11 protein-coding genes and 2 pseudogenes are annotated in these 14,151 nt (G+C 71.9%); 5 read left to right on the forward strand and 8 right to left on the reverse strand.

Going from position 1 to position 14,151, the window contains the following annotated elements:
* The first annotated feature begins 84 nt into the window (after positions 1-84).
* Complete coding sequence (locus JL475_RS01965; protein WP_202274266.1) at positions 85-732, forward strand: class F sortase; 648 nt, start codon at positions 85-87, stop codon at positions 730-732.
* An 88-nt stretch (positions 733-820) separates the two neighbouring features.
* Here the strand turns inward: JL475_RS01965 and JL475_RS01970 are convergent, their stop codons facing one another.
* The 4 genes and pseudogenes from JL475_RS01970 to JL475_RS01985 form a co-directional block, all read right to left on the reverse strand.
* On the reverse strand, positions 821-1,711 hold the full coding sequence (locus JL475_RS01970) for a cellulose binding domain-containing protein (RefSeq protein WP_202274268.1): 891 nt from the start codon (positions 1,709-1,711) through the stop codon (positions 821-823).
* 315 nt (positions 1,712-2,026) lie between these two features.
* Positions 2,027-3,521: pseudogene (locus tag JL475_RS01975) on the reverse strand (tripartite tricarboxylate transporter permease).
* 1 nt (position 3,522) lies between these two features.
* On the reverse strand, positions 3,523-4,062 hold the full coding sequence (locus JL475_RS01980) for a tripartite tricarboxylate transporter TctB family protein (RefSeq protein WP_202274270.1): 540 nt from the start codon (positions 4,060-4,062) through the stop codon (positions 3,523-3,525).
* Positions 4,059-4,580: pseudogene (locus JL475_RS01985) on the reverse strand (Bug family tripartite tricarboxylate transporter substrate binding protein); the annotation flags it as partial. The gene JL475_RS01980 and the pseudogene JL475_RS01985, both read right to left, overlap by 4 nt.
* Before the next feature lies 1 nt (position 4,581).
* Here JL475_RS01985 and JL475_RS01990 point away from each other — a divergent pair.
* Both JL475_RS01990 and JL475_RS01995 read left to right on the forward strand, forming a co-directional pair.
* On the forward strand, positions 4,582-5,910 hold the full coding sequence (locus JL475_RS01990; protein ID WP_237405886.1) for a sensor histidine kinase: 1,329 nt from the start codon (positions 4,582-4,584) through the stop codon (positions 5,908-5,910).
* Complete coding sequence (locus JL475_RS01995; protein WP_202274271.1) at positions 5,907-6,698, forward strand: response regulator; 792 nt, start codon at positions 5,907-5,909, stop codon at positions 6,696-6,698. Before JL475_RS01990 ends, JL475_RS01995 begins: the two co-directional genes overlap by 4 nt.
* A gap of 66 nt (positions 6,699-6,764) precedes the next feature.
* Here JL475_RS01995 and JL475_RS02000 read toward each other — a convergent pair whose 3' ends face one another.
* The gene (locus JL475_RS02000; protein WP_202274274.1) at positions 6,765-7,436 is read right to left on the reverse strand and encodes a phosphatase PAP2 family protein; all 672 of its coding nucleotides are present in this window, start codon (positions 7,434-7,436) and stop codon (positions 6,765-6,767) included.
* 176 nt (positions 7,437-7,612) lie between these two features.
* Positions 7,613-9,898, reverse strand: a complete 2,286-nt coding sequence (locus JL475_RS02005) for a cation-translocating P-type ATPase (protein WP_202274276.1) — start codon at positions 9,896-9,898, stop codon at positions 7,613-7,615.
* A 239-nt stretch (positions 9,899-10,137) separates the two neighbouring features.
* Between JL475_RS02005 and JL475_RS02010 the strand changes: the two genes are divergently transcribed.
* On the forward strand, positions 10,138-10,320 hold the full coding sequence (locus tag JL475_RS02010) for a hypothetical protein (protein WP_202274633.1): 183 nt from the start codon (positions 10,138-10,140) through the stop codon (positions 10,318-10,320).
* Between the two features lie 3 nt (positions 10,321-10,323).
* Here the strand turns inward: JL475_RS02010 and JL475_RS02015 are convergent, their stop codons facing one another.
* Together JL475_RS02015 and JL475_RS02020 are read right to left on the reverse strand one after the other, a co-directional pair.
* A complete protein-coding gene (locus JL475_RS02015; protein WP_202274278.1) occupies positions 10,324-12,165 on the reverse strand; it encodes a glycoside hydrolase family 15 protein in 1,842 nt (613 codons plus the stop codon).
* An 81-nt stretch (positions 12,166-12,246) separates the two neighbouring features.
* Positions 12,247-13,026, reverse strand: coding sequence for a DeoR/GlpR family DNA-binding transcription regulator (locus JL475_RS02020; protein WP_202274280.1), 780 nt, complete (start codon positions 13,024-13,026; stop codon positions 12,247-12,249).
* Between the two features lie 168 nt (positions 13,027-13,194).
* On the opposite strand from JL475_RS02020, the gene JL475_RS02025 reads away from it, so the two are divergent.
* Positions 13,195-14,076, forward strand: a complete 882-nt coding sequence (locus JL475_RS02025; protein WP_202274292.1) for an SIS domain-containing protein — start codon at positions 13,195-13,197, stop codon at positions 14,074-14,076.
* Positions 14,077-14,151: the final 75 nt, after the last annotated feature.

A 14,151-nucleotide genomic window follows, 5' to 3' on the forward strand; every position in this document is an offset into this window, starting at 1 on the left:
TGAGGTGGTACCCCGATGGCAGCCCGCCCCTTTTCCCCTGACCACACCGATCCGACTCCGGCGAGGCGGAGACTGCGCGCCCTCATGACGGCGATCTTCTGGGGTGCGGCGGCCCTGGTGCTGGCGGTGAGCCTGCTCGGCGGCGGGCAGGAGCCCTCCGCCGACGCCCGCGGCCCGCACTCTCCCTCTGCGGCCTCTGCCGTGATGTCCCCCTCGGCTTCTCCTTCGGCCTCCGTCACGGCCTCCGGTCCCGCCACTACCGCGCCGACGAGCAAGCAACTGCCGCGGTCCGCCCCGACCCGGATCCGCATCCCCGACATCGACGTCGACGCGCCCTTCACCGATCTCGCCATCGGAGCCTCGGGCCAGCTCGACGCACCGCCGCCGGACGACACCAACCTGGTCGGCTGGTTCGCCGACGGGGCGTCCCCGGGCGAGCACGGAACCTCGATCATCGCCGGACACGTGGACACGAAGACCTCGCCGGCCGTGTTCGCCCGGCTCTCCGAACTCGAGAAGGGCGACCGGTTCACGGTGGAGCGGGCCGACGGGCGGAACGCGACGTTCGTGATCGACCACGCGGAGTCGTTCGCCAAGAACGACTTTCCCGACGAGCGGGTCTACGCCGACACGGACGACGCCCAGGTCCGGCTCATCACCTGCTCCGGAGCCTACGACCGCGCGGCCAAGGACTACACCGAGAATCTGGTGGTCTTCGCCCGTCTGGTCTGACCCGGACGAACCGCCGGCCATGGACGGCCGCCGACGTGGGTTCGCTGCCCGGAAGGGGAGGAAAGCACCCTTCCGGGCAGCGCGTTCGTCAAGCCACGGAGCAGGCGGACCCGTTGAGAGTGAACGCCGAGGGACTCGGAGCACGGTCCGTCGTGGTGGCCGTGAAGCCGAGGGTGACGGAGCCGGCCGCGGGGATCGCCGCAGTGTAGGGGGCCGAGGCGACACTGACCTCGGAACCGGTCTGGGCCGGGGTGCCGCCCCACATGTCGGTGATGCGCTGGGCGCCCGGGAAGGTCCAGTTCAGCGTCCAGCCGTCGATCGCCGAGCCACCGGTGTTGCGGACCGTGACCTCGCCCTGGAAGCCGCCGGGCCATTCGTTCGTCACCCGGTACCTGACCTCGCGGGTGCCCTGGCTCCCGCCGGAGGACGTGGTGACCGTCACCGTGGCGGAGCGCTGTGAGCGGTTGCCGGCCGCGTCGCGGGCGTACACGGCGAAGGCGTAGGAGGTAGCGGGGGAGCGGCCGGTGCTCGTCGCCTCGGCCCACCCGGGGATCAGGGCGTTGAGGTCGACGACGCGCTGGGCACAGCCGGCGCAGCTCGCGGGGTTCAACGGGATGATCCGGGCCACCAGGAGCCGCGTGTCGGGATCGGCCGCGCGCATCTGCGTCACCAGCTTGGTGTAGGGGGCGAGGATGCGGTCGGGGGAGACGCTGCTCCAGACGTCGTTCGTGCCGAAATGCATGACAACGATGTCCGGCCGAGTCGCCGCCAGTCGTCCGGGCGGCAGATCCTGGTCCGCGACGCCGGTCACCAGTTCGCCGCCGTGGCCCTCGTTGTCGCCGTCGTACGCCAGGCCGCAGCCCTGGCCGGGCGGGGTGCCGGCGAAGGCGATGTCCGTGTGGCCGGCGTTCCGCAACTGGTTCCACAGCACGGCCCGCCAGCAGCCGGGTGAGCCGGTGATCGAGTCGCCCAGCGGCATGATGCGGACGGGGTCCGCGTTCGGCGCGGCCGCCGCGCGTGGCGTGAGAGGGCCGAGGGTGAGGCCGAACGGGAGGAGCAGGGCGGTCAGTACGGGCAGAACCCGTAGCGGTGAGCGGTCGGTGACGCGCGTGCTGTCCCCTTCCCCGGATGATATGGGAGCGCTCCCATGGGGACGTCAAGCCATCCTTGTCAGTGACGCGTCAAGAGGGGGGTGGAGGGAAGTGCGCGCGGCGGTGTCGCGATGTCGAAACGCCCCATGGGTGTGGCGCACCTGTGCGCCACACCCACGGGGGCGGAGAACTCCACGAGCGGATCAGGACTCGACGCGCCTGCGGAGCACCGCCTTCCGCAGCAGCGGCCAGGCCAGCAGCAGCACGACGACCGCGTACACGATCACCGAGAAGGGCGTGTTGACCAGGCCCGAGACGCTGCCGTCACTGATCTGCAGCGCGCGGCGGAGCTGCTGCTCGGCGGCCGGACCGAGGATGACGGCGATGATGGCGGGCAGTACCGGCAGGCCGTACCGCCGCATCCCGAAGCCGATCAGACCGATGATCAGCAGAATCACCAGGTCGGTCACCTCGCCGCCGACCGCGTACGCTCCGATCGCCGCGAAGAACAGGATCCCGGCGTACAGGTACGGCCGCGGGATGCGCAGCAGCTTCGCCCACACCGGTGCCAGCGGGAGGTTGAGGGCGAGCAGCAGCACCATGCCGACGAACAGGGAGGCGATCAGGCCCCACACCAGCTCGGGCTCACGTTCGAAGAGCAGTGGGCCCGGCTGGATGCCGTACTGCTGGAAGGCGGCCAGCATCACCGCCGCGACGGCCGTGGTCGGCAGGCCGAGCGTCAGCATGGACACCAGCGTGCCCGCCGCCGAGGCCGACGCCGCCGACTCCGGCCCCGCCACGCCCTCGATGGCGCCCTTGCCCCACTCGTCCTGGTGCTTGGACAGCCGCTTCTCCGTGACGTACGACAGGAACGTGGGGATCTCCGCGCCGCCCGCCGGGATCGCCCCGAAGGGGAAGCCGATGAACGGACCGCGCGCCCAGGACTTCCACGTGCGCCGCAGGTCGCCGCGGCCCAGCCACGGCCGGCCCACCGGAATCGGCTCGGGCGGCCTGCGCCGCAGATGCGCGGCGACCCACAGCGCCTCGCCGATGGCGAACAGGCCCACCGCGACGATCACCACATCGACGCCGTCGGCCAGGTGGAGGGAACCGAAGGTCAGCCGCTGCTGGCCGGTCATCTGGTCCAGTCCCACCAGACCGATCGTCAGGCCGATCAGCAGCGAGGCCAGCCCTCGGATCCGCGACGAACCCAGCACCGACGTCACGGCGATGAACGCCGGCACCATGATGGCGAAGTAGTCCGGCGCGCCGATGTCCACGGCGAGTTCGGCGACCGTCGGCGCCAGCGCGACCAGCAGGACCGTGCCGACCATGCCCCCCCGTGAAGTGGCCGATCGCGGCGGCGGCCAGCGCCTGCGCGCCACGACCGGACTTGGCCATGGGGTTGCCCTCCATGGCCGCGACCACGGCGGCGCTCTCCCCCGGTGTGTTCAGCAGGATCGAGGTCGTCGAACCGCCGAACATCGCGCCGTAGTAGATCCCCGCGAACATGATGAACGCGGCGATCGGGTCGAGCCCGTACGTCACAGGCAGCAGCAGTGCCACCGCCATCGCCGGGCCGATACCGGGCAGTACGCCGATCGCGGTGCCCAGCAGCACACCGATCGCGGCCCACAGCAGGTTGATCGGGGTCAGGGCCGTACCGAAGCCGTCCAGAAGGGAGTTGAGGGCGTTCACGTCACAGCACTCCCATCAGCGGACCACCGGGCAGTGGTACTCCGAGCAGGTTGTTGAACACGGTGTAGGCGATGAGGGAGACGACCGCCGCGATCAGCGGATCGCGGTCGAACCTGCGGCTGCCGAGGGCGAAGGCCGCGCCCCAGAAGAGCAGTGCGCCCGCGACCGGGAAGCCGAGCGGTTCGATGAGGACGGCCGAGCCGAGGAACACCCCGGCGAGCAGCAGCACCGTGCACCAGTCGGCGGGTTCGGACAGGTCGACGTCCTCACCGGTCTCGGCCTGACCCCGGCCGCCGCGCAGTACGTCGACCGCGAGCAGGGCGGCGATGAGCAGCAGTCCGACGCCGACCACGACCGGTACCGTCCTCGGTCCGACGGGGCCGCGCTGGGTGATGTCGACGTCCATGGTGAGGGCATCGGCGAGTACGAGGGCTCCGAGCGCCAACAGCAGGGCACCGACGCCGAGTTCCGAACGGTCGCGCAGCCAGGAGCGCCGTTCGGTGGCAGGCTCGGGGGGCAGGTCGGTGGTCGGTGTGGTCACAGTCCGAGCTCCTTCAGGACGGACACCACGCGCTTGTCCTCGGCCTCCAGGAAGACACCGAACTTCTCACCCGTCAGGAAGGCGTCGTCCCAGCCGTTCTGCTTCATGGACGTGCGTCATTCGTCCGAGTCGTGCAACTCCTCAACCAGTGCCACGAGTTTGTCGCGTTCGGCGTCGGTCAGTCCGGGCGGGGCGACGAGGCCGCGCCAGTTGGTGAAGCTCACGTCGTAGCCCGCCTCCCGCAGTGTGGGCGCGTCGAGTCCTGGGACCCGCTCCGGTCCGGTGACCGCGAGCAGGCGCAGCTCACCCGCCTTGATCTGGTCGAGATACTCACCGACGCCGGACACGCCGAACCCGACCTTGTTGCCGAGGATCGAGGCGAGCAGCTCGCCGCCGCCGTCGAAGGGGATGTAGTTGACCTGCTTCGGGGCGATCCCGGCGGCCCGCGCCATCAGCATCGGCGCGAGATGGTCGGGGCCGCCGGGGGAGGAACCGCCGCCCACCGGGAGCTTGCCGGGGATGACGCTCGACGGCAGCCGTGAACGGGTCGCGCAGGTGCCGGTCCTCGGGGCGGACCGGCACAACCTCGGGCGCCACCTCGGCACGGTGGTGATCGGCGTGGCCGATCCGACGGTGTGGCAGCGGCTCAGCGGCGCCTCCTCCTATCTGCTCGCTTACCTGGGCATCGCCAGCGGGCTGGGAGTGGCCGGCTCCTGGCTGCTCGCACGGCGGGTGAAGCGGCAGAGCCTCGGCCTCGAGCCGCGCGAGATCGCGGGGCTCGCCGAACACCGGGAGGCCATGCTGTACGGCATCGCCGAGGGCGTGGTCGCACTGGATCCGCAGCACCGGCTCACCTTGGTCAACGAGGTGGGGCGCCGTCTGCTCGCCCTGCCCGAGGACTGCGTCGGCCAGAGCCTGGACTCCCTCGGTGTCGACGGGCGGCTGCGGGACGTCCTCGCCGGAACGCAGGACCGGGCCGGGGGCCCGTCGCGGCACGAGCCCGGTCGCCGGCGTGACGAGGTCGTCGTGCGGCACGGCCGGGTGCTGGTGATGAACCGGATGACCGTCACCAAGGACGGGCGTCTTCTCGGCTCGGTCACCACCCTGCGCGACCGCACCGAACTCGCCCGGCTGGAACGGGAGATCGGGTCCTTTCGCAGCTCATCCGAGTTGCTGCGCGCCCAAGCGCACGAGTTCGCCAACCAGTTGCACACGATCTCCGGGCTCATCCAGATCGGCGAGCAGGAGGAGGTCGTGCGCTACATCCGTGCTCTGAGCCGGCGCCGTCAGTCCCTCGACGTCACGCTCAGCCGACGGGTGCGGGACACCGCCGTCGCCGCCCTGCTGACGGCGAAGGCGTCCCTCGCCGCCGAACGCAGGGTGACCCTGCGCATCTCCGACAACAGCGCCCTCGACCGGCTGGCCCCCGAGGACGCCGCCGACGTGGCGACGGTCGTGGGCAACCTCGTGGACAACGCCGTGGACGCGGCGGCCACCGTGGGCGATCCGGGTGCCGATCCAGGGACCGGGGGTTCCGGCAGTGAGGGAGGGCACGACGCCTGGGTCGAGGTCGAACTGCGCCACGACGCCGCCAGTGTGGAGATCGTCGTCCGCGACTCCGGCCCCGGGGTCGCCCCCGAACTGGCCCGCGAGGTCTTCTCGCACGGCTTCACCACCAAGGCCGCCCAAGAGGGCGAGCGCGGTATCGGCCTGGCGCTCACCCGTCTCGTCTGCGAACGTCACGGCGGTGAGATCTCGATGACCAACACCCCGGACGGAGCGATGTTCACCGCCCGCATGACCGTGAGCCACCTCGCCGACGCGGTGGCGGAAGGAGCCGGCCGATGACCAGTACGCACGGTGAGCACGCCGGGCCCGCGCGCGCCGACGCGATCGACGTGCTCGTGGTCGACGACGACTTCATGGTGGCCCGTGTGCACCGTGCCTTCGTCGACCGCGTCGAGGCGTTCCGGGTGGTCGGCGTCGCCAGCACCGGTGAGCAGGCCGTCGCCGCGGTGGACGAACTCCGTCCCGACCTGGTGCTGCTCGACCTGTATCTGCCGGACCTGTTCGGCCTCGAGGTGATTTCCCGGCTGCGCAGCGCGGGGCACGACTGCGACGTGATGGTCATCAGCGCCGCACGGGAAGCGGAGACGGTGCGCGGGGCGGTCCGGCACGGGGTCGTCGACTATCTGCTCAAGCCGTTCGAGTTCGAGGACCTGCGGGCCAGGCTGGAGCGGTACGCCGTCCAGCGTGGTCGGCTGCTGGGCACGGTCGTGCGTGGCCAGGCCGACGTGGACCGGGTGCTGGCCGGAGCGGCGGCGCCGGTCGCGACGTACGCGGCCCCGGTGCTGCCCAAGGGCATGAGTGTGGAGACCGCCGAACTGGTCGAGCGCACCCTGCGGGAGGCCGACGGCACGCTGTCGGCCACCGAGTGCGCCGCCCTCACCGGCGTCTCCAGGGTCAGCGCCCGCCGCTACCTGGAGCACTTCCACACCGTCGGAGCGGCCGAGGTCTCGCTGCGGTACGGGGTCGCGGGACGGCCGGAACGCCGCTACCGGTTCGTCGGACGGCCCCTGCGGCAGGACGGCGGGCGGACCGGTGAGGTCCGCCCGCGGGGCAGGGCGCGGCTCTAGGCGTGCTGTCCCGGGGCCGGCGGGGGCATCCTCCCCGGTCAGCGGTCAGCGGTCAGCGGTCAGCGGTCAGCGGGCCCGGGGCGGGCATGGCCTTCTGCTCCCGTACGAGGCGGGGAGGCGGGCTGACGCCAGGGCGAGGGCGGTGGCCGCGCTCGCGATGCCGAGAACCGCACCGGCGGCGACGTCTCCCGGATAGTGCACGCCCGTATGGATGCGTGAGTAGCCCACCGCGCCGGCCAGTGCGCCGAGCGGACCGGAGGCCGCGGGCAGGACCGTACCGACGGCGGTGGCGAAGGCGACCGCCGACGCGGTGTGCCCGGAGGGGAAGGAAGCCGAGGTGGGCATCGGGACATGCCGGTCCACGGTCACCCGGGCCGCCTCCCGGTCCGGACGGTCCCTGCGGACCAGACGCTTGCCGAGCAGATTGGCCGACGCCGACGCCACGGCTATGGCCCCCACGCCGACGAGCGCGGCCCGGCGCTGCTGCGACCCGCCCAGGGCGAGGGCACCGGCGATGGCGAACGAGATCTTCGAATGGTCGGCCGCGTGCGAGAGGTGGCGCAGGGCCCGGTCGAGGGTGGGGGTGGGAGTGGCCGCCACTGCCGAGTACAGGGCGCCGTCCACGGCCCTGAGATCGCCGAGGACGGCGGACGCCACCCGGCGGAGTCCGTCGGCGGGCCGGGCGGGCGCGGTGAGCGGACGGGCACCGCCCTGGTCGGTGGTGGTCGGCTCGCTCATCGGTCTCTCCCGCGGTGGCGTTGTGTGTGGGGTCCGCGTGTCCGGGGCCCGCTGGGCACACCCGCACCGTGGACCGGGAATCACCAGGTGTCCACGGTACGCGTGATCCACCCGGTGCGTCCCCGCGCCCCCGTCGCAGCCCGGCCGTCACCCCCCGTCCGGGTGACCGCCGCCGGTCAGGCCGCCCGGAAGGTGCGCAGACGGAGGGAGTTGCCGACGACGAAGACCGAGGAGAAGGCCATCGCCGCCCCCGCGATCATCGGGTTGAGCAGGCCGGCCGCGGCGAGCGGCAGCGCGGCGACGTTGTAGGCGAAGGCCCAGAACAGGTTGGACCGGATCGTGCCGAGCGTGCGGCGGGCCAGCCGGATCGCGTCCGCCGCGGCCCGCAGGTCGCCCCGGACGAGGGTCAGGTCGCCGGCCTCGATGGCCGCGTCCGTGCCGGTGCCCATGGCCAGCCCGAGGTCGGCCCGGGCCAGCGCGGCCGCGTCGTTGACACCGTCGCCGACCATCGCGACCGAGCGGCCTTCCGCCTGGAGACGCTTGACGACATCCACCTTGTCCTGCGGCAGCACCTCGGCGAAGACGTCCTCCGGCGCGATCCCGACCTCGCGGGCGACGGTCCGGGCCACCGCCTCGTTGTCGCCGGTCAGCAGGACGGGCCTGAGGCCGAGCGCGCGCAGCCGGCGCACCGCCTCGGGGCTGGTCTCCTTCACGGCGTCGGCGATCTCCAGCACCGCGCGCACCTCGCCGTCCCAGGCCACTGCGACGGCGGTGCGCCCGGCCGCCTGGGCCGTCTCCAGGGCCCGCGCCAGCTCGGCCGGCAGCTTCAGTTCCCACTGCGCCAGCAGCTGTTGCCGGCCGACGAGCACCGCATGGCCCTCCACGACACCCTGGACGCCGAGTCCCGGCACGTTGCCGAAGTCCTCGGGAGAGGGCAGCGTGCCCAGCTTCTTCAGGGCGCCGTCGGCGACGGCACGGGCGATCGGGTGCTCGGAGGAGTGCTCCAGGGCGCCGGCCAGCCTCAGCACGTCGGCCTCGTCGGTACCTTCGGCCGGGTGCACGGCGAGCAGGGTCATCCGGCCGGTGGTGACCGTGCCGGTCTTGTCGAGCACCACGGTGTCGACGCGGCGGGTGGTCTCCAGGACCTCCGGGCCCTTGATGAGGATGCCGAGCTGCGCGCCGCGCCCGGTGCCGACCATCAGCGCGGTCGGCGTGGCGAGGCCGAGGGCGCACGGGCAGGCGATGATCAGTACGGCCACGGCGGCGGTGAACGCGGCGGTCAGCCCGGCGCCGTTGCCCAGCCAGAAGCCCAGCGTGCCCAGGGACAGCGCGATCACGATCGGCACGAAGACCGCGGAGATCCGGTCCGCGAGCCGCTGCGCGGCGGCCTTCCCGTTCTGCGCGTCCTCCACCATCTTCGCCATCCGGGCGAGCTGGGTGTCGGAGCCGACCCGGGTGGCCTCCACGACGAGACGCCCGCCCGCGTTGAGCGTGGCCCCGGTGACCGCGTTCCCGGCGGCCACTTCCACCGGCACGGACTCTCCGGTGAGCATGGAGACGTCCACCGCCGAAGTGCCCTCGACGACCGTCCCGTCGGTCGCGATCTTCTCACCGGGGCGTACCAGGAAACGGTCGCCGACTGCCAACTCCTCGACGGGCACCGTCTCCTCGCGCCCGTCGGGCCGAAGCACGGTGACGTCCTTCGCGCCCAGTTCCATCAGCGCCCGCAGCGCCGCGCCCGCCTTCCGCTTGGCGCGCGCCTCGAAGTATCGCCCGGCCAGGATGAACGCGGTGACACCCGCGGCGGCCTCCAGGTAGATGTTCCCGGCGCCGTCCGAACGGGCGATGGTCAGTTCGAAGGGGTGGGTCATGCCCGGGGTGCCGGCGGTGCCGAAGAACAGCGCCCACAGCGACCACAGGAACGCCGCCGAGGTGCCGACCGAGACCAACGTGTCCATGGTGGCCGCACCGTGCCGCGCGTTGGTGAAGGCCGCCCGGTGGAAGGGCCACGCCGCGTACGTCACGACCGGTGCCGCCAGCGTCAGGGACAGCCACTGCCAGTACTCGAACTGCAGGGCCGGGATCATCGCCATCGCGATGACGGGCACCGACAGCACCACGGCCGTGATCAACCGCTCCCGCAGCGACCGGAGCTCGTCGAAGGGCCCGGTGGAGTAGGAGGCGCCGGTGCCGGCGGGCTCGTTCCCGCGCACGGGCGGTGCGGGCTCCCGTGCCGTGTACCCGGTGGCCTCGACGGTGGCGATCAGGTCCTGGACGGTGACCGCGGCGTCGTGCGACACCTTGGCCTTCTCGGTGGCGTAGTTGACCGTGGCGGTGACCCCGTCCATCCGGTTGAGTTTCTTCTCGACCCGTGCGGCGCAGGAGGCGCAGGTCATCCCGCCGATGGCCAGCTCCACCTCTTCCCGGGCCCCGGCCTCGGTGCCGGCTGTACGGACGGTCATGGGCGCTCCTGGTGACGAAGGCCGGCCGGATCATGCCCGGCAGCCGATTGCAGTATACGGGTCGGGGGTATCCCTCCCGCTCCCCAGGTATACCCCCCAGAGGTATCTGATTTCAAGGGTCGTCCGGTCTTGATCTGGTACCCCCCAGGGGTATTGTGAGGTGTGTGGACACCGGCTCGGATCCGGGCCGGTCGCGCTGTTCCGAGGAGATTCCGAGGAGCTGTTGAGGAGAGATGACCATGCACACCGGATTGAAGATCACCGCATTCGCCGCAGCCCTGGCCGCGACCTTCGGCACGGCCTACGGCGTCGGCCGGGTGCTGGACCCGGTCGTCGCGGACAGCGCGCCCGCACCGGCGCACGACGAGAAACACACCCCCGCGTCACCCGCGCCCCGCGAGAGCGCGGACCGCGGCCACTGAGGCTCAGCCCAGGGCGCGGTCCAGATTGAACGCGGCACTGATCAGCGAGAGATGCGTGAACGCCTGCGGGAAGTTGCCCTGCTGTTCCCCGGTGTGGCTGATCTCCTCGGCGTACAGGCCCAGGTGGTTGGCGTACGTCAGCATCTTCTCGAAGGCGAGGGACGCCTCGTCGAGCCGCCCGGCCCGGGTCAGCGCCTCGACGTACCAGAACGAGCAGATGGAGAACGTGCCCTCGTCGCCGCGCAGGCCGTCCGGGCTCGCCTGCGGGTCGTACCGGTAGACCAGCGAGTCCGACACCAGGTCCTCGGTGAGGGAGTCGAGCGTGGACAGCCACTTCGGGTCGGTCGGCGCGATGAACTTCGTCAGCGGCATCATCAGCACCGCCGCGTCCAGCACGTCCCCGTCCTCGTGCTGGACGAAGGTCCGGCGCGCCTCGGACCAGCCGTGGCTCATGATCCGCCGGTAGATGGTGTCGCGGCTCGACCGCCAGCCGGGAAGGTCGGCGGGCAGACCGCGCCGGGTGGCCATGCGGACGGCCCGCTCGATCGCCACCCAGCACATCAGCTGCGAATAGAGGAACTTCTTGCGTCCGCCGCGCGTCTCCCAGATGCCCTCGTCGGGCTGGTCCCAGTGCGCGCACACCCAGTCCACCAGCGCGCACACGCGGTCCCACTGCTCGCTGGAGATCGGCTCGGCCCACTTGTCGTACAGGTAGACGGAGTCGATCAGCGCCCCGTAGATGTCGAGCTGCAACTGGTCGGCCGCCGCGTTGCCGACCCGCACCGGTGCCGAACCCCGGTACCCCTCCAGATGGTCGAGTTCGCGCTCGGACAGGTCGGTACGGCCGTCGATGCCGTACATGATCTGCAGCGGGCCGGAGGGGCACCCGGCGCCGGGACTGACGTGCCGGGCCACGAACCCCATGAACGCCTTGGCCTCCTCGGAGAAGCCCAGCCGCAGCAGCGCGTACACGCAGAAGGCCGCGTCCCGCATCCACACGTACCGGTAGTCCCAGTTGCGTTCCCCGCCGAGCCTCTCCGGCAGGCTCGTCGTGGGCGCCGCCACGATCGCCCCGGTCGGCGCGTAGGTGAGCAGCTTCAGGGTGAGGGCGGAGCGGTGCACCATCTCCCGCCACCGGCCGCGGTAGCGCGAGGAGGACAGCCAGCGCCGCCAGTACCGCACCGTCGCGCCGAACTGCTCCTCCGCCTCCCGGTGCGCGCAGTGGCGGGGGGCCACCTCACCGCCGACCTGGTCCAGGGCGAACACCGCGGTCTCGCCCTCCACCAGTTTGAAGTCGGCCCGCACGTCCGGGCCGTCGGCCTCCAGCGGGACGGTCGAGGTGAGCGCGAGGGACAGCGCCTCGGACTCGAACACCGCGAGCTCGCCGGCCAGTCGCAGGGTGTGCGGCCGGGTGCCGTACTCGAACCGCGGAGCCGCCCGCATCCGGAACGGGAGGGCGCCGCGCACGCACAGCACCCGCCGGATCAGCCGGTGCCGGCCCTCCTCGGTCGGCTCCGGCTCCCCGGTGACCGGCATGAAGTCCTGCACCTCACCCACGCCGTCCTCGGTGAAGAACCTGGTGATCAGGACATTGGTGTCGGGGAAGTAGAACTGCTTGGTGCGCGCCGGCACGGCCGCCGTCAGCTCGAAGGAGCCCCCGCGCTCGGCGTCCAGGATCGCGGCGAAGACACTGGGCGCGTCGAAGTCCGGGCAGCAGTACCAGTCGATGGTGCCGTCGGTCGCCACCAGCGCCACGCTGCGCAGGTCGCCGATCAGGCCGTGATCGGCGATCGGCGCGTACCGCTGTCCGCCGGACGTTCCCCGCTCCCTCGCCGTCCCGTCCATCGCAGCCTCCCTGGCCCGCGGTACGTGCCGCTCTGTCTGCCAGCTTAGGCAGACCCGACAGGCCGGCCCGCGGTGCGCGGTTCACGCCACGACGACGTGCAGTCCCGCATCCTCGAACCGACGCACCGTCTCCGGGGCCGCCGCCGCGTCCGTGACCAGGGTGTCCACCGACTCGGCCGAACAGATCCGGGCGAACGCCCGCCGGCCCAGCTTGCTGGAATCGGCCGCCACGATCACCCGCTCGGCCCGCTCGCACAGCAGCCGGTTGATCGCCGCCTCCGCCTCGTCGTGCGCCGCCGCGCCGTGTGCGACGTCGAAGGCGACGACACCGAGCACCGCCACGTCGAGCGTGATCTGCCCCAGCACCCCGTCCGCGAGCGGCCCGACCAGCTCGTACGACTGGGCCCGCGCCACACCGCCGGTCACCACGATCTTGAACTGCGGGCGCACGGCGAGCTCGTTGGCGATGTTGAGCGCGTTGGTCACCACCGTCAGCGCGGGCGACCCGGACGCGAGATCACCGCGGACCGCCAGCGCACGCGCCACCTCCGTGGTGGTGGTGCCGCCGGTCAGCCCGACCGCCTCGCCCGGTGCGAGGAGACCCGCCACCGCCTCGGCGATCCGCTGCTTCTCGGAGGCGCGGCGAGCGGTCTTGTAGCGCAGCGGCAGCTCGTACGACACCCCGTGCGCCACCGCACCGCCCCGGGTGCGCACCAGCATCTGCTGCCCGGCGAGGGTGTCGAAGTCCCGGCGGATCGTCGCGGCCGACACCTCCAGCTCGGCGGCGGCCTCGTCCACGTCCAGCCGACCCCGCTCGACGAGCAGTTCCAGCAGCGCCTGCCAGCGGGCGTCCCGCGACATCCGCCCTCCCGTCGTGCGGCTACCTGCCTTCTCCCGGCCTCCGGCGACCCTAGCGCCTGTCCGGCGGACGGGCGCCGGCGCACCGACGATCTCTGCTCGAATGCTTGATTGTGCTTGAAAATCCGCTCTATCTTGCAACAACAATCACCGGGAAGGGTGGGGGCGGACATGACGCATGTCGAGGACGAACTGACGAGTCAGCCCGAGTGCTGGACGCGGGCCGCGACGCAGGCGGCCGAGCACACCCGGGTCCTCCCGGCACCGGGGGAGCGGGTCGCGGTCGTCGGCTGCGGCACCTCGTACTTCATGGCGCAGGCGGTGGCGGCCCTGCGCGAGGGAGCGGGCCAGGGCGAGACGGACGCCTTCGCCGCCTCGGAGTTCCCTTACGGACGTGCCTACGACCATGTCGTCGCCCTCACCCGCTCCGGCACCACCACCGAAGTCCTGGACCTGCTCGACCGGTTGAAGGGCAGCACTCGCACCACCGCGCTCACCGCCGACCCGGACACCGCCGTGGCGACGTCGGCGGACGAGACCGTCGTACTCGACTACGCGGACGAACGCTCCGTCGTGCAGACGCGGTTCGCGACCACGGCCCTCACCCTGCTCCGCGCCCACCTCGGCCTGCACACCGAAACGGTCGTCGAGGACGCGCGAACCGCTCTCGCGCGCCCGCTGCCCGAAGGGCTTGTGCACTGCACCCAGTTCACCTTCCTCGGCCGCGGCTGGACCGTGGGCCTCGCCCACGAGGCGGGTCTGAAGATGCGGGAGGCCGCCCTGGCGTGGACGGAGGCCTATCCGGCCATGGAATACCGGCACGGCCCCATCAGCGTCACCACGCGCGGTACGGCGACCTGGATGCTGGGCGACGCACCGGACGGTCTGGCCGCGCAGGTGCGGGACACCGGCGGATCGTGGATCCAGGGCACCCTCGACCCGCTGGCCGAACTCGTCCGCGCACAGCGCCTCGCCGTCGCCGTCGCCGAGGCCCGCGGACTCGACCCCGACCGCCCCCGCCACCTCACCCGCTCAGTCGTTCTCGAGCCCTGACCCCGCCGGAAAGGGCAGGAAAAACCAGAAAAACCAGAAAAACCAGAAGAACCGGAAAACCGGAAAGGAGCGAAC

It is taken from the genome of Streptomyces sp. M2CJ-2 (genome assembly GCF_016757295.1).
In the GTDB taxonomy this organism is placed as follows: Bacteria; Actinomycetota; Actinomycetes; order Streptomycetales; family Streptomycetaceae; genus Streptomyces.